At 57.0% G+C, this 19,038-nt stretch carries 15 protein-coding genes and 1 CRISPR repeat array; of the genes, 6 read left to right on the forward strand and 9 right to left on the reverse strand.

What is annotated here, in order from left to right; translation table 11 throughout:
* Positions 1 to 62: 62 nt before the first annotated feature.
* The gene (gene nrdG, locus Dpoa2040_RS17025; RefSeq protein ID WP_168642008.1) at positions 63 to 527 is read left to right on the forward strand and encodes an anaerobic ribonucleoside-triphosphate reductase-activating protein; all 465 of its coding nucleotides are present in this window, start codon (positions 63 to 65) and stop codon (positions 525 to 527) included.
* Between the two features lie 69 nt (positions 528 to 596).
* On the opposite strand, the gene Dpoa2040_RS17030 is transcribed toward nrdG, so the two are convergent.
* Positions 597 to 1,049: a YhbP family protein gene (locus tag Dpoa2040_RS17030; RefSeq protein WP_168642009.1), complete on the reverse strand. Its 453-nt coding sequence runs from the start codon at positions 1,047 to 1,049 to the stop codon at positions 597 to 599.
* 893 nt (positions 1,050 to 1,942) lie between these two features.
* Here Dpoa2040_RS17030 and Dpoa2040_RS17035 point away from each other — a divergent pair.
* Positions 1,943 to 3,622 carry a methyl-accepting chemotaxis protein gene (locus tag Dpoa2040_RS17035; protein ID WP_168642010.1) on the forward strand — a complete coding sequence of 560 codons (1,680 nt, stop codon included), beginning with the start codon at positions 1,943 to 1,945 and terminating at the stop codon, positions 3,620 to 3,622.
* Positions 3,623 to 3,718: 96 nt separating this feature from the next.
* Positions 3,719 to 4,174: a CRISPR direct-repeat array (repeat unit 29 nt; unit sequence CGGTTTATCCCCGCTGGCGCGGGGAACAC).
* An 84-nt stretch (positions 4,175 to 4,258) separates the two neighbouring features.
* On the opposite strand, the gene cas2e is transcribed toward Dpoa2040_RS17035, so the two are convergent.
* The 8 genes from cas2e to cas3 all read right to left on the reverse strand — a co-directional run bounded on the left by cas2e (position 4,259) and on the right by cas3 (position 13,093).
* On the reverse strand, positions 4,259 to 4,552 hold the full coding sequence (cas2e, locus tag Dpoa2040_RS17040) for a type I-E CRISPR-associated endoribonuclease Cas2e (protein ID WP_042868086.1): 294 nt from the start codon (positions 4,550 to 4,552) through the stop codon (positions 4,259 to 4,261).
* Positions 4,549 to 5,472: a type I-E CRISPR-associated endonuclease Cas1e gene (cas1e, locus tag Dpoa2040_RS17045; RefSeq protein ID WP_042868084.1), complete on the reverse strand. Its 924-nt coding sequence runs from the start codon at positions 5,470 to 5,472 to the stop codon at positions 4,549 to 4,551. Before cas1e ends, cas2e begins: the two co-directional genes overlap by 4 nt.
* A gap of 13 nt (positions 5,473 to 5,485) precedes the next feature.
* Positions 5,486 to 6,133 carry a type I-E CRISPR-associated protein Cas6/Cse3/CasE gene (gene cas6e, locus Dpoa2040_RS17050; RefSeq protein WP_168642011.1) on the reverse strand — a complete coding sequence of 216 codons (648 nt, stop codon included), beginning with the start codon at positions 6,131 to 6,133 and terminating at the stop codon, positions 5,486 to 5,488.
* Positions 6,133 to 6,870 (reverse strand): type I-E CRISPR-associated protein Cas5/CasD, encoded by a 738-nt coding sequence (cas5e, locus tag Dpoa2040_RS17055; RefSeq protein WP_168642012.1) that lies wholly within the window; start codon positions 6,868 to 6,870, stop codon positions 6,133 to 6,135. The genes cas6e and cas5e overlap by 1 nt, the downstream gene beginning before the upstream one ends.
* 7 nt (positions 6,871 to 6,877) lie before the next feature.
* A complete protein-coding gene (cas7e, locus tag Dpoa2040_RS17060) occupies positions 6,878 to 7,939 on the reverse strand; it encodes a type I-E CRISPR-associated protein Cas7/Cse4/CasC (RefSeq protein ID WP_168642013.1) in 1,062 nt (353 codons plus the stop codon).
* Positions 7,936 to 8,619 carry a type I-E CRISPR-associated protein Cse2/CasB gene (gene casB / locus Dpoa2040_RS17065; RefSeq protein ID WP_168642014.1) on the reverse strand — a complete coding sequence of 228 codons (684 nt, stop codon included), beginning with the start codon at positions 8,617 to 8,619 and terminating at the stop codon, positions 7,936 to 7,938. The genes cas7e and casB overlap by 4 nt, the downstream gene beginning before the upstream one ends.
* Positions 8,612 to 10,147, reverse strand: a complete 1,536-nt coding sequence (gene casA / locus Dpoa2040_RS17070) for a type I-E CRISPR-associated protein Cse1/CasA (protein ID WP_168642015.1) — start codon at positions 10,145 to 10,147, stop codon at positions 8,612 to 8,614. The genes casB and casA overlap by 8 nt, the downstream gene beginning before the upstream one ends.
* A gap of 210 nt (positions 10,148 to 10,357) precedes the next feature.
* Complete coding sequence (gene cas3, locus Dpoa2040_RS17075; RefSeq protein WP_168642016.1) at positions 10,358 to 13,093, reverse strand: CRISPR-associated helicase Cas3'; 2,736 nt, start codon at positions 13,091 to 13,093, stop codon at positions 10,358 to 10,360.
* Positions 13,094 to 13,414: 321 nt separating this feature from the next.
* Between cas3 and Dpoa2040_RS17080 the strand changes: the two genes are divergently transcribed.
* The 4 genes from Dpoa2040_RS17080 (at position 13,415) to Dpoa2040_RS17095 (ending at position 19,019) form a co-directional block, all read left to right on the forward strand.
* The gene (locus tag Dpoa2040_RS17080) at positions 13,415 to 14,338 is read left to right on the forward strand and encodes an aminoimidazole riboside kinase (RefSeq protein WP_042868068.1); all 924 of its coding nucleotides are present in this window, start codon (positions 13,415 to 13,417) and stop codon (positions 14,336 to 14,338) included.
* A gap of 194 nt (positions 14,339 to 14,532) precedes the next feature.
* Positions 14,533 to 16,149 (forward strand): carbohydrate porin, encoded by a 1,617-nt coding sequence (locus tag Dpoa2040_RS17085; RefSeq protein ID WP_210423997.1) that lies wholly within the window; start codon positions 14,533 to 14,535, stop codon positions 16,147 to 16,149.
* Positions 16,150 to 16,236: 87 nt separating this feature from the next.
* Complete coding sequence (locus Dpoa2040_RS17090; protein WP_168642017.1) at positions 16,237 to 17,607, forward strand: sucrose-specific PTS transporter subunit IIBC; 1,371 nt, start codon at positions 16,237 to 16,239, stop codon at positions 17,605 to 17,607.
* A complete protein-coding gene (locus Dpoa2040_RS17095) occupies positions 17,607 to 19,019 on the forward strand; it encodes a sucrose-6-phosphate hydrolase (protein ID WP_168642018.1) in 1,413 nt (470 codons plus the stop codon). Before Dpoa2040_RS17090 ends, Dpoa2040_RS17095 begins: the two co-directional genes overlap by 1 nt.
* Positions 19,020 to 19,038 lie beyond the last annotated feature (19 nt).

The following is a 19,038-nucleotide window of genomic DNA, read 5'->3' on the forward strand; positions in this document are numbered from 1 at the left end:
GTGCACGATTGCAGCGTTAAGCTGATGCCGCCCGACGGGCGGCTTTTTGGACGGTCATCGCTATGAACTACCATCAATACTATCCGGTGGATGTGGTCAACGGTCCGGGAACACGCTGTACGCTGTTTGTGGCAGGCTGCGAACATCAGTGCCCCGGCTGCTATAACCAGAGCACCTGGCGACTGAACTCCGGGCACCCTTTCACACAGGAAATGGAAGATCGCATCATCGCCGATCTGCAAAATACCGACCTGCCTTTGCAAGGGCTGTCGCTGTCAGGCGGCGACCCGCTGCACCCGCAAAACGTGCCTGATGTGTTGCGGCTGGTGCAACGGGTGCATGACGAATGTCCCGGTAAAAACATCTGGATGTGGACCGGCTACCGGCTGGATGAACTGACGCCGGAACAGCGCAACGTGGTAGACCTGATCAATGTCCTGGTGGATGGTCGCTTCGTGCAGGAACAACGGGATTTGACGCTAATGTGGCGTGGCAGCCGTAATCAGGTGATTCATCACCTGCGCTAATACGTCTCAGCGCAGGCCAGCCGTGTGGCGCACACACCAACGGCAACAATCACTAACGCTGGGGATGGGTTACAGTGCCTCCACCACCGTGTTGCGCCGCCAAAGGTGCTTCTTTCCAAACCCCAGCGCGTTGTCCGTCATTTTCATTTCGGTAAGCAACAGCTTCCAGACCGGCGCACCGCTGCTGCGCGCAATCGGAAAGCGCACGTTATAGCGGCTGCGCGCCTGCGCTTCTTCCTCGCCCGTCAACCGACTGATCTCACCTAAAAACTGCACGCCTCTAATCAGCAGCACGCTCTTTGGCTGACCATTGACCGTGCCCGCCACCTTCGGACAGCGCCGCATGATCTCGCCGTGCCGGGTATCCGGCTCCGTCATCAGATAAAAAGCAATCTTTTCATCATCAAACACATAAAAACAGTTAGCGCACCATAACTCATCATCATCGCTGACACACAGCGTCAGCACATGCAACTTCTTCAGATAGCGGGAAATGACTCCCAAGGTATTCTCTGCTTCCACGGCCTCTCTCCGGGTGGAATGTCGTTAATCCTTGCCTGACCGGATAGCATCAGTCCCTGTCATCGTGAACTGCATAACATGCCACTTCCAGGGCAAAATACGGACCTATTACACGGCTATTCTACCCTTCATTGATAGAAAAAACGGATAACATCTTCACATAAAGGGAAATTTTAGTGCTATGCTCAAGCAGAGTCTCCCCCGGTCGGCATAATCATCGCCGCCAGAGTGCACACGGACCGCGCACCCAGTGGTGTAATACTGCGGGCACAGAAAGCATAACGGCAAAAACATACCGTTAATTGCAACTTATTCCGGTTATTCTGCCTTCGGTCTGATACCACCTTACCATTCAGCACGACCGACAGCAGATTATTGAAAAAAATGTGAAGCGAATAAAACATTACTCAATAAGGCTTTGATTTTCTCCACTATCTGTATCCTAAATAAAATCATACGACTGACCGTGGAGAAATAAGGGGATACAACCTGGTATTTAACATACCGGAAACCGATTATATAACAGCCCTTTACCACTACTAATAATAAGCATTACCGCATTAAAGGTGAAAAACTCAGCAAGTAGCTATAATTGGATTAAGAAACCGATTGGATTAAGAAAACCATTGGATAGAAGCAAAAATCGAATTAAAGCAACGCGTTTTACATCGTTCGGACTGCGAAAAGGCGGTACCGGGGAGAAACATATCGACCTAATCATCACGTCGTTATGACATAGGCAATCGGACATATCGCAAGGGGAAATAACACAAAACAAGTCAGCAGAACCGATTCACCTGAGAATATCTGCTTTTACAGTTTATTAAATATATCCGTTACGTTGTACATATTGGGAATCTGACAACCAGTTGCAGAAATACCCAGGAGAGAAAATGAAAAACTACAAAATTGGTATTCGGCTATCAGTGGGGTTTGGGATACTTATCGCGTTTTCGTTGATCATGCTTGCCAGCGGCATTTATCAGCTAAACCAAATTACCCAGAATGCTGAGCGCATCATGCAAGTCCCTCTGCGCAAAGAGCGGCTAGTGGCGGACTGGGCAGCGACGCTTTCCGCCGGTATACAGCGAACCACCGCCACCGCGCGCAGCAGTGACCCCTCGCTGGCGCAGGTTTTCGCAGCAGATAACGCCAAGGCCACCAAAGAGAACAATGAACGTGTAGAAAAATTTACCGAGCTGGTGTCATTGAATGAAGAAAAGGCGCTGCTGGATAAATTAAACGCTGACCGTCAGGCCTATATCAAAGCGCGAGATGAAATTTTCAGCGCTAAGGCCGCAGGGAACGCTGAACAGGCTAAACAAGCCTTTGAACAAAAGCTGCTGCCTATCTCTGTTGAATACCAAAAAAGCATGAACACCTTGCGCGACTATCAACGCAACGGCATTGACCGGATGCAGGTGGAGATTAGCGAACGCGCCAGGAGCAGCTATTTCTTTCTTGGCATACTTGGGGCGTTGATTACTATCATCGGCTCCGTGCTCGCCTGGGTACTGACCCGCAGCATTGTGCAGCCGTTGCAAAAAGCGGTACAGGTGACATATGCCGTCGCCAAGGGTGATCTGACCGAAATGATTTCCGCGCAAGGCCGCGATGAGCTGGCGCAGTTGCAACACGCGCTACATGAAATGACGTCTCAGTTACGCACCGTAGTCGGCGACGTGCGCGAAGGGTCTGAAGCCATTGCCGGTGCATCGTCTCAGCTTTCGGTGGGCAATCAGGATCTCTCCAACCGCACCGAAGAGCAGTCCGCAGCACTGCAGGAAACCGCAGCGTCTATCGAACAGCTCACTTCAACCGTTAAACAAAACGCCGATAACGCCAGACAAGCCAGCCAGTTGGCGCAAGACACCGCCAATCAGGCTCAATCCGGTGGGCAACTGGTGGGCGAAGTGGTGCAAACCATGGGCGCTATCGATAGTTCTTCGAAGAAAATCGTCGATATTATCGGCGTTATCGACAGCATCGCTTTCCAGACCAATATTCTGGCGCTCAATGCGGCGGTTGAAGCGGCTCGTGCCGGCGAACAGGGCCGTGGATTTGCAGTAGTAGCCAGCGAAGTACGCAGCCTGGCCCAACGCAGCGCTTCCGCCGCCAGAGAAATCAAAGAGCTGATTAGCCATTCCGTAGAAACCGTGGACGCGGGGAACCGACTGGTGGAAAAAGCCGGTGCATCCATTCAGGGGATTGTGGATGGGGTGCGCAAAGTGAGCGAACTGGTAGGTGAAATCAGCATCGCCAGCCAGGAGCAGTCACTTGGCATCGAACAGGTGAATATGGCCATCAATAAGATGGAACAGACCACATTGCAAAACGCCTCACTGGTGAGAGAAGGCAATAACGCGACACAAGCCTTGCAGCAGCAGGCAGAGCAGTTAAAACAGGTGGTTAGTATCTTCCATTTGGGCGGCACAAGGGCTGACGCTTATCACCAACCCAGCAGCAGACCAATGCTTTCAGCCTCCCCTGCTCCAACCAAAACGCTGGCCTTAAAACCGGCGGCGTCATCACGCAAAACGGCAGGCAGCGAGGATGACTGGCATTCCTTTTAAGCAGCGTTTTTAACGCACTTTGCCGTCAACAACAAACCAGAGGCACCCTTCCCCAAAGGGTGCCTCTGGCGCTTCAGCAGTCCCTTTTTGATAAAGCGTTTATTCCCCGCTGGCGCGGGGAACACGGCCCAGCACCATGCTAATTGTGGCGTCATATCGGTTTATCCCCGCTGGCGCGGGGAACACTCGATGAGAAAACCAGCAATTACAACATTGTTCGGTTTATCCCCGCTGGCGCGGGGAACACGCGTCCACGGCACCGGCATGAATTACTGACCACGGTTTATCCCCGCTGGCGCGGGGAACACAGTAAAGCATTGGTTCTATTTTTTATTATATGCGGTTTATCCCCGCTGGCGCGGGGAACACTTAATAAAACTCGGCTAAACCGCCCTCCTCTGCGGTTTATCCCCGCTGGCGCGGGGAACACCCTGCCAGCCCACAGGGCCGACGAAAAACGGGCGGTTTATCCCCGCTGGCGCGGGGAACACGCAAGTGTGGACGCTACGACAACAGAAAATTACGGTTTATCCCCGCTGGCGCGGGGAACACTCTAAAAATATATACCTGTTTTATAAGGTATTTTAAAGGCAGGAAAATTCCACCGATTTTTCCCGGTTGTTAAAGAACACTAACTCACTGATTTTCAACAGGGTGAAAAGAGACTAACCGCAGTCCATCGAGATCCACCGGCATCCGGCGATTTTCACCGACGGTCTGGAACTCAAAACCGGACTCAGTGTTAGTGGCCCAGGCCATTACCACATTGCCTTGTTCAGCCAGTTCCACCACCTGTTGCCAGATCATTTCCCGTACCCGGCGCGAGGTGTCGCCCACGTACACCCCGGCGCGCACCTCCAGCAACCAGACCGCCAGCCGACCGCGCAAGCGCGGCGGCACGTTTTCCGTCACCACCACCAGCATACTCATCCGCCATGCCCCCGATGCCCGGCGTCACCAAAGGGTGTCGGTTCGGGAATGGCCGGCGGTTGTGCATCTGGCGGTGCCTGTGGCGGCTCAATTTCGCCGGCAGCCAGCACGTCTTCAATCAAAGGAATCAGTTTGGCCAGCGTTTGCTGGCTGCGGAAAATATCGCGGCAGGCCACCCGTACCTCACGATCCGGCTCCAGCGGGTTGCGAGCGGCAATCTCGAACGCCTTGGGCACCACGCCGTCAAACTTGATGATGTCGGCAATGTCGTACACAAACGACAACGGCTTGCCGCTGTGGATAAAACCGATGGCGGGCGCATAACCTGCCGCCAGTACCGCCGCCTCGGTAATGCCGTAAAGGCAGGCGGTCGCGGCGCTGATGCACTGATTCACCTTATCGCCACGCGCCCAGTCTTTTGGGTCGTAGCGGCGGCCATCCCATTTCACGCCGTACTGTTTTGCCAGCAAACTGTAGGTCTGGCGCACCCGTGCGCCTTCAATGCCGCGCAGTTGCTCCACCGAACGGCGGCTCGGCGCCGGTTCGCCAAAACGCAGTTCAAACATACGCCGCACCACTTTCAGGCGCAATTCTTCATCCAGCGCCAGACGGGCCTGATACAACAACCGGTCGGAACGCGCGCCGCCCGGCTGTCCGGCAGCGTATAGCCTTACCCCGGCTTCCCCCACCCACACCAGCAGCGTGCCGACGGTAGCTGCCAGCCTGGCCGCCGCATGGGAGACGCGAGTGCCCGGCTCCAGCATGATGCAGGCCACCGAGCCAACCGGGATGTGGGTTCGTACACCGGTTTTGTCGATCAGCACAAACGCGCCATCCACCACGTCGATCTGCCCGTATTGCAGGAAGATCATCGAGGTGCGGTCTTTGAGCGGAATTGGGCTAAGCGGAACAAACGACATGACAACCTCCCGCTTACGCCCGGCGCAGCAACAGCAGTCCGCAACCCAGCGCCCGGCTTTTCCCTAGCCCCTGGCTGACCGCCTGCGCAAAACGTTCGGCGTCGGTAATACGTAGCAGGCCGTCAAAATCCACCGAGCTGAAGCTGACCGGCTCCGTCTGCTGCGGTTTATACCACCGCTGACGCTGATAACCGTCAACGCGACAGGCATTGACCTCAAACCCCCAGCGCTCGCCCTGATGCGCCAGCCAGTCGGCAGCGGCCTGCTGCTGACGCGGCCAGATCTCCGCCGGGTCTACCCCTTGTGCTTTAGCCTGATATTTAGCATCCATCAGCACATCGCTGCGCTTTTTCTGGCGCGTCACCACCGGGTTGGCGCGCAGGGAAAACGCCAGTTGCATCCCGGCGTTCAGTTGCGGTTGCCACGGCTTGGTTTCCACTACAAACAGGTTGTGATCCTGCCGGGGCGCACAGGCCGAGAGCAGGTAATAGCGGCTGGCATCGGTATGGCAGTCCTGCCGGAACAAAAAGCGGCGCTGCTGTTCCTGCGGGAACAGTTGCCACAACCACTGATGGCTGGCATAAACCGGCGACGTCAGCCATTTCTCCGCCATCGCCGACGGCAACGCCGCCGGTTGCAGCGTGACTCTGGAAAAGAACATTACTGACCTCCTTTCAGTACGCCGTAGTACTGCACCCGCGTGGTGAACTGCCAGCGCCGACGGCTGGCAGGCTGGTCGCCGCGCACCACTTCCATCATCGCGTCGCCCTCTGCAACATCCTCTCCTGGTTCCCAGTAGCAACTGCCATCCGGTTGGTTGATGGGCTCCAATGCCGGGTCATTGAGCAATGGCGTGTTCTTAACCTGTTGCCACACCTCGGCCAGCGAACCGCACAACAGATGTGGCGACAGCGGCAACGCCAGTGGGCAACTTTTACGACCAAGGTAGAGTGGGAAGACCGGGGTGCGTAGGGCCTGCGCCAGTTGTGAGAGCGTGACGGGCGCGCCCTCGGTAGCGCTCACCGCCACGTGGTAATAGGCATCGCAGCGGTATTCACGGGCAGTCAGCAGCGTTTCCAGCCCCTGCTCCGGGTCTGAACACAGCTCGTCACGCCGGGTGTAGCGCACCCGTTTGCGGTCTTCACGCGGCATCTGCACGGTATGGTAATCACGCAACCAGCCTTCACGGCGGGACAGCAGCCTGAACGCAAAACGGTAGTGCGCGTTAAACTGCGCCAGCCGCTCTTCTTCTTCGCGCCGAATGCCAAGCGCCGCCGCCAATAACCCCAGCAGCGCAGAACGGCTCGGCACCGGCGCAGAATGGCGCACCTCGCCCACCGCCGGTTCCCACCACGAAGCCAGCGGCGCGTAAAGCTGAAACACCAGATACTCTGTCATGCCGGCCTCACTGGCTGATGAAATCCAACAGTTGCGGCAGGCTGCCGACACCGGCTTCGACATTCAGCACATAGTCGCTCATGCCGTCAGCGCCGTAGGCGCGATTGAATTTCTCCTGCTGGTTTTTCAGCGCGCTGATAGCCGCCTCCAGCGGTTCCCCGCTACGCACCGGCGTAAAGAACGCCACCGACAGCGCACGCGGTTGCGCCGCTCCCCGCTCCGCCAGCACGTAAGAGGCATAAGCACGGGACGCGAAACTGTTCTGCTTGCCGGTGGGCGACACAGTGAGCGCAGTTTCACCCAGCGCCCGCAGCGTGCGCTGCACCAGCGCGTCGTCACCGTCGAGGTTTTCCAGCAACCGGTCACGGTCGATGCAGATATAGTGATAGAACAGCGCCGAAGCAAAACCCTGCTCGCCCATGTGGGCAGAGCCGCTGTTGTCATCGCCGGTGTTAAGGTCATCCACCGCGGTGAAGAAGTCGTCTTCCACCGTTACCGCGCTGACGCCCAGCGCGTGCGCCACCTGACAGGCCGCTTCCACGTTGAATTCCGGGCTGGAAGCCAACATACGGCCAAACAGCGCGATATCAACGCTTGCCACCTGTTTGCGCAGCAGTTTCAGCTCTTCGCTGTTGGGTTCGCGGGGTTCGGCAATCAGCGTCTTCACCAGTTGGTCTATCCGCGCTCGCTCCGGCACGCTGATGTGCGCCAGTTGCTCGATGTCGAATTTCTCCAGCGGGTCGGAACTGTTTTTCTCTTCTTTTTTCAGCTTGCCGAACTGCCCGGCAATCTTCTTCGCTGCGTCCTCGGCGGTTTTGGTCGCCACGCCGCCATCAAGCAGTTGCTGATAAACCTCGCGCCCCAGCCGCCGGGTGCGCTTACCGATATGTTCGCCCAATGCGTTTTCAAACACCGCCGAGGTACGCCAGGCGCGTTTGAGGCTCTGGGATGACACTCGCAGCCGCTCCACTCCGCCGACCAGAGCGGTTTTCGGGCGACCCGCATCGTCGCGGTTGAGGTTAGCAGGTGCGTAAGCCGTTAAAAAATGCAGTTGAATAAAGGTGGTCATGCCGGTTCCTTGTTGTCGGTCGGGTGGTTTCCGTTGGCGTCTTCCGGTGCAGATATGGCGGATGGCATCGCATCCGGTGCCGGTTGCTGGGTTTTCTGGTGGTATTCGCACGTCCAGCGTACTGCGTTACGTTTCAGCGGGTTGGGGTCAGCAGGCAGGTTTTGCTGCCGGGCCTGCCATTCATCCATCCACAGCAGGATGCCATCAGCCAGCGACGGCAGATTCACGCCTGCGCTACCGCGAATATTGACCGCCCGAATCAGCAGGCGGCACAGTTCTTCCGGCGTTTGCGCACGCAGCAGCCGCTCAAAACGCAGTTCGGACAGGTAACGCCGGTCGCTGCCAGCACTGACCTTTTCTCCCAATTGCGCGGCAAAACTTTTCCTGTCGTTGTTTCCATCGGCATGGGCCGCCACCGCAGCAAATATCGCCACACCGAGCAGACGATGTTGCTTATCGCCAATCACCCCGGCCAGCTCATGCGAAAGGCGCATAAACCCCTGGCAGGTCAGCGCGCCATAAGGGCCAGCGGCGCGCCGCAACGCCGCCCGATCCGCCCGTCCGTTGTGGTTTTCGTTATGCCGGTTTTGTAATTGCTTAAACCATATATCTATTTTCTCCGCGGCTGGCGGGTTTATCACCAGCCGCGTTGCGGTACTGTCCTTACTACCTCTATCCATTCGCCGGTTCCTCCTGAGGTTGCAATCCTTTGAGCTGTTTCATTGATTTCTGGCTGTAGAACTGTGTCACCATCTCGCTGCGCGCTTTTACCGCTCGCGTCAGGTCGCCCTGCTGGTCCGGGTTGCCGAATGTCAGCCGGTCGAAGGTGCCGATCAGGTACATATAGAGCTGATTCTGCCAGGCGTTCAACGACTTGACCGGGCAGTTGCCACCGGCAATAGAACGATAGAGCTGCCGGAAAAGCTGTTCGGTTTCCTGCCAGAACGACACCTCGATAATACTCAGATCACCGTTCACCTCTTTCGGGCGGCTGAACCAGGCCGCTTTCACCGACTGACGCAGCAGTTGCTGAGCATCGTGCGCCATCTGCAAGCCCAGCGGCAGATAGTCTTTTACCGCCGGAGTAATCTCTTTCCATACCGGTATACGGTGTTCGTACCAGCAGCGGGCTTTCATGCTGTCCATGTCGTAGCCAAAGCACCACAGCCCCACCTGTTTCCGCAATGGCTTATTCAGGAAGTTACGGCTTACCACGGAGGCCGGCAGCATTTCGTTTAGCGTATCTTTGGTGCCCAGCACCAGCCCCAGCCAGTCACGGTAGGAAAGCCCACCTGGCTGACCTTTGAGCGAGAGCAGCGTGCCATCTTTAAGCGACTGGCGATAAGGCGTCAGCGGGTGTTTCCAGTGTTCATACTGCACGCCGTAGTTTTTGCTGCGGTAGTGTGTCAGCAGTGCGTCGGAATGCTCCCCGCACAGGTCGCAATGCCCGGATTCGGTATGGCTGAAATCGAGTTCGATGCGGCGCGGCATCCCCCAGAACGCCTGCAACGGGTGCGCGTTTTCCGGCGTCACCTTGTCTTTGTCGCCTTCGCTGGTGCGGGTAGACGTAAGCCAGGGGAATACCGACGCATCGCAATGCCCACGCTCGCCGGGGGTGACGTTGGCCCACAATTTGCGCCACAGCGGCACCGGCCTGTGCGCGTCATGCGGCATCAACAGCGTGGTAATCGGGCCGCCGCCGCGCACGCCGACCCGATGGCCAACACCGCCGGACGGTGCATTGGTTTGCAGTGTGTACAGCGCCAGCGCGGCGCAGTGCGGGCAGATGGCGTTTACCGCACCGCGTTTGACAAAGTGATCTTTATTGAGCTTAAGGGTGTTGCCGCCCGGCGCATCGATCAGTAAGCCGGATATCGGGCTGTTGTCAGCCGCCAGCGGCGAGAAATCCTGCATAAACGCAGGTCTGCCGGCGCCAAACTGGAGCGCAGGCGCCAGGCTGTCCAGCGCCTGTATCCAGCCCTCGCCCAGCCCATCGCGCCAGATGTCCTCCCAGACTTCGACATCCGGTGGCGGATAAGCGGTTTGCAGCAAACCGATCAGCAACTGCCAGGCTGCGCCCTGAAAATCAGGCCGTGGACACGCCAGATCGATAATCCGGTCGTCGGCCAGTTGACGGGGAGAAATACGGGTGCGGCGCCCGTCCGCATCCACTACGGGTAACCAGAGTGTGTCAATCAGTGAAAACATGAACCTACCTCTTCAGCAAGGCCTCATCCGTAAGGTCGTCATGATTCCTGTTATTGTTTTTTGCCCCCGCGCGGCCAGAGTCCGCGCCAGTGGCACCGATGTTTCCCGGTGGATAAAAACTGCCGAAGCAGCAAAAAAACCATAGCTCGCAACCAGAAGGGTTCTCAGCCACCTGATTGCTTTTCTATCAAATTCGTCATGCACTTATGCTCATACAACCAATCCCACATCAGCACGGTAGTAATCCGCCACCTCACCCGGCGTCAACAGCAATACCTCGGCACCGGGGCGGTGCAGTTTCTGTCGAAAGCGTTCCAGCGCCTCACCCTGTAGCGTCGGCCACGATTTTTGGTGCTGCTGCCACCAGTTCCGGCGTACCGACAGGCGGCTTTTTTCCCAGCCAAACTCGCCTTCCCCGGCATAGGGCTGCGGCAACGCATCGTCATGGTCAGCGCGCCAGGCCAGATAGATATCCTGCGACTCCTCGCCGGCGCGGGTAAACAGTTCTGCGTCATCACTCCAGCCACGCTGAGCCGCCGCCATGCAATACCCTAATGAAAACGTCAGCGAGGATTGCGCCGCAACGGTGCGATCACCCAGCTGTTTTCCTTGCGCCTGATAATCCCCGTCTTCCAGCGCGGCGGGAGCGGCAATGCGCGGCTCATAAACACTGTCTATCAGCAAACGCGCCTCTTCCGGCATACGCAGCGCGCCGCGCTCACGCAATATCGCCTGAGTACGCCACAACACCGCCTGATGCGAATACACCGCGCCGGTACCGCGCAACTCGGTGCCCAGCCAGTCGCGCCCGGCCTCCGGCTGCCATTGCGGCGCCAGTATCCACAGTACTGGCGCGGCGCGATCATCCTGCTGTGGTGCAGCGTCATCCGGCTGTTTACCGCTACCGTCTGCCCGGCGAATATGCCGTTGCAAGCGCCCGGCCCGCTGGATCACGAGATCTACCGGCGCCAGGTCACTTATCATCACGTCCACATCAATATCCAGCGACTGCTCCACCACCTGCGTGGCAATCAGCACCTTGCCGCGCCGCGCTTGCCCGGTACTGTGTTTACCAAAGCGTTCAACCGCGGTGTCTTCAATCGCCATGCGGTCGCAAAACGCAAACCGGCTGTGAAACAGCAGCACATCGTCCGGCGCTATCTCATCGCACTGGCACAGTTGTTGCCAGGCGGCTATTGCGTCGTCCACCGTGTTGCGAATCCAGCACACGCACTGCCCGGCCACCACCGCCTGACGAATCAGCACAATGGCCTCGGCGCAGCAGGACAACCAGTCAACCTGCACGGTGCGCCGGACCTCGGCGCGGGTTTCCACCGGCCATTCGCGCAGCGCCTGCCTGTTCACCTGGGTAAACCACGGATACCCGGCCTGTTCCGACAGCGTACCGGGCGGTTGCTGCACGCCACGGTAAAACGACTGCACCAGCCGTTCCCGTTGGGATGCCGCCAGCGTGGCAGTCAGAATGATCACGCTACCGCCCTGACTGGCATGGAAGGCCAGCAGGTTTTCCAGCAGACGGCCAGTATAGGCGTCGTAAGCGTGCACTTCGTCCAACAGCAAAATTTTGCCGCTCAACCCCAACAGGCGCAGCGACTGATGCCGAAACGGCATCACCGCCATTAATGCCTGATCAAGCGTGCCGACGCCCACATCCGCCAGCAGCGCCTTTTTGCGCGAGTCGGCAAACCACTGGTTACAGGCCGCACTGGCGTTGGTTTCATCCGGACCGTACTGCATCGGCCCGGTCTGCGCTTCTTCCCATAGCGACAGTCGAAAATCCGTCACCATATCGCGCGCGCCGTGCGCCAGCATCAGCGATGGCAAGCCAGGTTCGTTGAACAATGCGCGATACGCTTTCGCCAGGCGCCGGTACATGGCGTTGGCGGTCGCCATGGTCGGCAGACCAACATACAGCCCGTCGCCATACCCGGCGCTCAGCAATCGGTGCGTCAGCACCAGCGCCGCCTCGGTTTTTCCCGCGCCGGTGACGTCTTCCAGCAAAAACAACTGTGGGCCGGGTGTGCTGATATCCACCGTCATCGCCTGCTGCTGCAATGGTGTCGGCTGGGTGATGAAAGGAAACAGGGCGCGCATCCCCTGAAACGGTGCGACGGCGCTGGCGACAGGCAGGCGCAACACCGCGTGTTCTGCCTGAGGTAAGGCGTATTCACGCCAGTAGTCCGCCAGTGCCATGGGCTGTGAGCAATACGGGAAATCCGCCTGCGACGAACCTATCCAGTCCGCCAGCACCACACAACCAGCCAGCGACCAGCTCCGCTGTTGCAGCAACGCTCGCCAGTTGCGATCGCTAAATACATCGGGAAACGCAGTTAATTGAGGAAAAACCGTGCGCAGGTCGGTCAGGTAAGCCTGGGCGGCCAGAATGTCGTCCGGATGAAACGCCAGCGCACCATTATCTTTTTCCTCCGGTGGTTGCCCATGATGGCCGCACACCAGCCGCAGCCACAGATCCATCACATAATGAAATTTGTCTGCATGGGAAACCGCCGGTAACCAGCTGGCGTCTTCCTCCCAACGGTCATAGAGTCTGAAGCACCATAGCCACAGCCCTAACGAGTCATGACGCATAGACGATGCCTGCCCCGCCGGGCGCACCAGCGGCGCATCCGGATGCTGGTACAACTGCTGGAAACTGCGCGCAAATTTACCGATATCGTGCCATGCCAAAAACCATGCCAGCCATAACGCAGTGCTCTCGTCATCCAACCCCAATACCTGCACATGATCACGCACATGAAAACGGTTGTGCTTCATTAGCCAATAACCGCAAGCCGCCACATCCAGACAGTGATAGGGCAATAAATGGTAAGGCACGCTGTTTTCATGTTTAGAAGACGAACGCGCTTTGCCCCAATAACGAAAATAGGGTGCGGATAACAGTTCCGAATGGACTGCTTCAGGCATGGCGTACCTTACCAACGGATGAGTGATTCACTCTTAAAGTATGGAAAATTAATATTCTGTGACAAGATAATTTTTATAAATAAAAAAGCGACTTAACAAAAAATATTATTTTAATTAGCGAGTGAATAATATTCGCCATTTATATTCTGAATAATTGACGGTGCAGAAATAATCCCAATGCGTCTGGTCTAATTATTTCGCTGTGCTTCAACAGCACTCCCCGACACTTTTACCCGCTTCTACCCATCATTAAGTTGATCAGCTAAACCGTTTCTTCTATGTTAGCTAACAATTTACTAATCCCCGATAACGAGTGTAACTATGTCTCACAAAGTATGGGTAATGGGCGATGCGGTAGTTGACCTGATTCCAGAAGGCGAAGAGCGCTATCTGAAATGTCCGGGCGGCGCCCCCGCCAATGTCGCCGTGGGCGTTGCCCGATTGGGTGGATGCAGCGGTTTTATTGGCCGTGTCGGCGAGGACACATTTGGTCACTTCCTGCGTGATGTATTAGCCCGTGAGCAGGTGGACATTCGCCATATGCAACCAGACGCAGAACACCGCACTTCCACTGTGGTAGTGAGCCTGGATGCGCAAGGCGAACGCACGTTCACCTTCATGGTGCGCCCCAGCGCCGACCTGTTCCTGCAACCGTCTGATCTGCCTGAATTTCAGTGCAGCGAATGGTTGCACCTGTGTTCCATCGCCCTGTCTCACGAACCCTCGCGCAGCACCGCACTGGAAGCGATACGGCGGATTCGTTCCGCGCAGGGGTGGGTAAGTTTTGACCCGAATATCCGTACCGACCTGTGGCACAGCGAGCAGGCGTTGAAAGACAATCTGGAGCAGGTGCTGGCGCTGGCAGACGTGGTGAAATTGTCGGAAGAGGAATTCCGGTTTCTCAGCGGTAGCGACGATATTCGCCAGGGCAGCGCCAGCCTGATGTCCCGCTACCCCATCAAACGGTTGCTGATGACTCAGGGCGGCAACGGTGTCTGGCTGCATGACGGCCAGCAGTTGCAACATTTTCCGGCGCCCCGCGTCACTCCGGTAGACACCACCGGTGCTGGCGATGCCTTTGTTGCCGGTATGCTCGCCGCGCTGGCTGACTACGATAGCCCGCATCAGGTTGATGACTGGCAGGCGGTGCTAACGCAGGCACAGCGCTGCGGCGCGCTGGCGACCACCGCTAAAGGTGCAATGACTGCCTTGCCGTTCGCTCATCAACTCACCGCCGCGCCATAACCCCCTCTCAAAACCTGTTCCCGCAACCGCGTTTCATCGCCGGGAACAGGTTTTGTTGGCACGATCACAGTTAGCACAGCAAGAAAAAAAAATTCCTTGTCAATTTGTGCCTCCCCCATTTAGCTTCTTTGCTAAACCGGTTTATCAATTTAGCAAAACAAGAAAAACATTTTACCATCTAAGGGAAACCCAACATGATAAAGTCAGGTTATCTCGCCGCCGCCGTGGGGCTGACACTCTGTACCTCGCCGGCGCTGGCCGCCTCCTCTGATAGCATTGAAGCACGTCTGAACGCACTGGAGCAGCGTCTGTTACAGGCAGAACAACGCGCCAGGCAAGCGGAAGCCCGCGCCGACGCCGCAGAAAAACAGGCTAAACAACTGGCGACCCGTACCGCACAGGTCGAGCAGAAAACCCAGCAGGTGGAACACACCACCCAACAGGTCGCCCAGCAAACCCAACAGGTGGCGGCACGCGCGACACAGAACGAACAGCAGACCCAGCAGGTGGCGCTGAAAACCGACGCACTGGCCAGCAAGCGTAACATTGCCGACGGCTTTGAATTCCATGGTTATGCCCGTTCCGGTCTGGCTATCCACGATTCCGCCACCAGTTCAAAAGCGGATATCGGCCCCGGCATGACGCCGGCGGGCGAAACCGGCGGTAACGTCGGGCGTCTGGGTAACGAAGACGACACCTATCTGGAACTGAAACTGGAGCACCGCACCAAACTGGACAACGGTGCCACCACCCGTTTCAAAGTGATGATGGCAGACGGCCAGCGCAGCTATAACGACTGGACCGCTTCCACCAGCCAGTTCAATGTGCGTGAAGCCTTTGTGGAGCTAGGCTCGCTGCCAACGTTCACCGGCGCGTTCAAGGACACCACCTTGTGGGCAGGCAAACGCTTTGACCGCGATAATTTCGACATCCACTGGATAGACTCCGACGTGGTGTTTCTGGCAGGAACCGGCGGCGGCATCTACGACGTGAAACCGGTAAACGGCTGGAAAACCAATCTCTCGCTGTATGGTCGCAGCCTTGGCGAGATCACCTCGCTGGATAACGACATCCAGAACTATATCGTCACCAGCAATAATTTCGTCGGCCCGTTCCAGTTCATGCTAAGTGGCCTGCACGCACGCAACAACGACGTGAAGGAAAACACCGGGCGCAACAACAGCAACAATGTGACCAACACCAACGCTGGCGACAGCGGCTACCATGCGCTGGTTGCCTGGCACGGCGACAGCTTCTACGGCCTGCGCGACGGGACGTCCAAAGTAGCGCTGCTGTACGGCCACGGCCTCGGCGGCGAAGTGAAATCCATCGGCTCCGACGGCAACCTGGCCCAGAACGCCAACACCTGGCGTTTGGCAACCTACGGCACCACCGCGCTGAATAAAACCTGGAGCTTCGCCCCAGCCATTCTGGCGCAAAGCAGTAAAGATCGTTACGTTCAGGGGGATGACTACCGTTGGGTGACGTTTAATGCGCGTTTTATTCAGGAAATCACCGAAAACTTCGCGCTGGCCTATGAAGGTAGCTATCAATATATGAATTTAGATCCTCAGGGATACTTATCGCGTAATCAGGTAAGCGGTGGGTTTTACAAGCTGACCTTCGCGCCGACATTCAAAGTAGGCGATATCGCTAACGTGCTCAGTCGCCCGGAACTGCGTGTATTCGCCAGTTACATGGACTGGGATAAACGACTGGATCGTTACAGTAGCGATGATGCGTTCGGCTCCACCGGTTTCAAAGCGGGTGGTGAATGGACCTTCGGCGTCCAGATGGAAACCTGGTTTTAACGGTTAAGGCAGCCGTTACCGCCATGACTGATGCCGCCAGTGACGGCTAAACGCACACCTGTTTGATAGATAAAGAGGAATTAAAAGATGGATATTCGAGCTATTGCGGCATCTCTGCTCCCGTTGCTGGGTGGCCGGGAAAATATCGCCAGCGCCGCCCACTGCGCCACCCGCCTGCGGCTGGTGCTCAACGATGACAGCCTGGCCGATAAAACCGCCATTGAGCGTGTCAAGGGCGTCAAAGGTTGTTTCCAGAACGCCGGCCAGATGCAAATTATTTTTGGTTCAGGGCTGGTGAACAAGGTCTTTGCCGAATTTATCAACGCCGCCGGTATCAGCGAAGCCAGCACCAGCGAAGCAGCCACGCTGGCAGCGCAAAAACTTAACCCGCTGCAACGTCTGGCCCGCTTGCTGTCGAACATTTTCGTGCCGATTATTCCGGCGATTGTGGCCTCCGGCCTGTTAATGGGCTTGCTTGGCATGATCAAGACCTACGGCTGGGTTGACGCCGGCAGCGCCATTTTCGTGATGCTGGATATGTTCAGCTCCGCCGCGTTCATCATTCTGCCGATCCTGATAGGCTTTACCGCCGCGCGTGAATTCGGCGGCAACCCCTATCTGGGCGCGACGCTGGGCGGCATTCTCACCCATCCGGCGCTGACCAATGCCTGGGGCGTAGCCGGCGGTTTCAAAACCATGCACCTGTTCGGTCTGGAATTCGCCATGATCGGCTATCAAGGCACCGTGTTCCCGGTGCTGCTGGCGGTGTGGTTCATGAGTCTGGTGGAAAAGCGCCTGCGCAAGGTGGTGCCAAACGCGCTGGATATTATTGTTACGCCGTTCCTGACGGTGATCATTTCCGGCTTCGTCGCCATGCTGGTGATAGGGCCGGCGGGCCGCATGTTGGGCGACGGTATTTCCTTCGTGCTGAGTACGCTGATTACTCATGCAGGCTGGCTGGCCGGGCTGCTGTTTGGCGGATTATATTCAGTCATCGTCATTACCGGCGTGCACCACAGCTTCCACGCCATTGAAGCCGGATTGCTCGGCAACCCGTCTATCGGCGTCAATTTCCTGTTGCCCATCTGGGCGATGGCAAACGTGGCGCAGGGCGGCGCTTGTCTGGCGGTTTATTTCAAAACCCGCGATGCCAAAATCAAGGCCATCGCCGTGCCGTCATCGCTCTCCTGCCTGCTCGGTATTACCGAAGCGGCAATCTTCGGGATTAACCTGCGCTTCATCAAGCCGTTTCTTGCCGGGCTTTCGGGCGGTGCGCTGGGCGGTGCCTGGGTTGTGGCTAATCATGTCAATATGATGGCAGTCGGGCTGACCGGCATTCCCGGCCTTGCTATAGTACAGGCTGGATCAATACTGAATTATCTGATTGGCATGGTGATCGCTTTTGGCGCAGCCTTCCTGATTTCCCTGTCGCTGAAATACAAAACGGATCATACATAATGAAGGAAATTCATCTGGTAAAACGCATGGCCTGTGCCCTGATGTCTGGCGCTTCACGACAGACATATGACCCACACCGGCCATTGTGGCATTTGTCGCCACAAGTCGGGCTGCTGAACGACCCCAACGGGTTCATTCAGCATAAAGGGCGTTACCATCTGTTTTATCAGTGGAACCCGCTGGCCTGTACCCACGGCGCCAAGTTCTGGGGGCACTGGAGTTCTGCCGATCTGGTGCACTGGCGCCATGAGCCGGTGGCGCTGGTGCCGGCAGAAAGCTACGAAAGCCACGGCTGCTACTCTGGTTCCGCCGTAGCAGACCGCGATACCCTAACGCTAATCTACACCGGCAACGTGAAATACGACGACGGCTCCCGCACCGCGTACCAGTGTCTGGCACGAGCTAATGAAGCGGGAGAATTCGACAAGCTCGGCCCGGTGCTGCCGGTGCCGGAAGGATACACCGGCCACGTGCGCGACCCGAAGGTCTGGCGTCATCAGAACGACTGGTACATGGTGCTGGGGGCTCAGGATGCGGATTTACAGGGCAAGGTGCTGTTATACCGGTCACCTGACCTGCTGCAATGGCATTCTCTGGGGGAAATCGCCGGCTCCCGCCTCAATGGACTGGGCGATTTCGGTTACATGTGGGAATGCCCGGATCTGTTTACGCTGAACGGCCATGAGGTATTGCTCTGCTGTCCGCAAGGCTTACCTGCCGAAGAAGAGCGCTACCTGAATACCCATCAGTCCGGTTATTTCATCGGCTCGCTCGACTACGATAATGGTCGCTTCACCCATCAGGCGTTCCATGAGCTGGATTTAGGCTTCGAATTCTACGCGCCGCAAACCACCCAAAGCGAGGATGGCCGCCGGTTACTGTTCGGCTGGATGGGAATGCCGGACCAGAACGAGTTCTTCCAACCGACCATCACCCACGGTTGGCTCCATACCATGACTTGCCCACGTGAACTGACACTACGCGATGGGCAGATTTACCAGCAACCGGCCCGTGAACTGCAAAGCCTGCGTCATCCGCCACATCTGTGGCAGGGTGTTGCCGACTACGCACCTGCCTTGCCCGCCAGCAACGCCGAACTGATGCTGGACACACAAGGTGAGTTTCAGATCAACTTCGACAGAGTTATGGTGCTGTGCTGGGACGGCGAGCGCCTGACCCTGAGCCGTCGCAATCACCGCACTAACGAACCGGAACACCGTTACTGGCATGATGGCCCGCTGCACCACCTGCACATTCTGTGCGACCGCTCCAGCGTGGAAATTTTTATCAATCACGGGCAGGCAGTGATGTCATCGCGTTATTTCCCCAACAACGACGCCATGGTCAGTTTCAGCGGCCCTGGCCGCATCACGCTGCAACACTGGTTGTTAACACCATGCGTGATAGAATAAGGCTCCTTTTCATGCCCTT

Origin of the sequence: Dickeya sp. CFBP 2040 (assembly GCF_012273755.1) — a bacterium.
Lineage (GTDB): Bacteria > Pseudomonadota > Gammaproteobacteria > Enterobacterales > Enterobacteriaceae > Dickeya > Dickeya poaceiphila.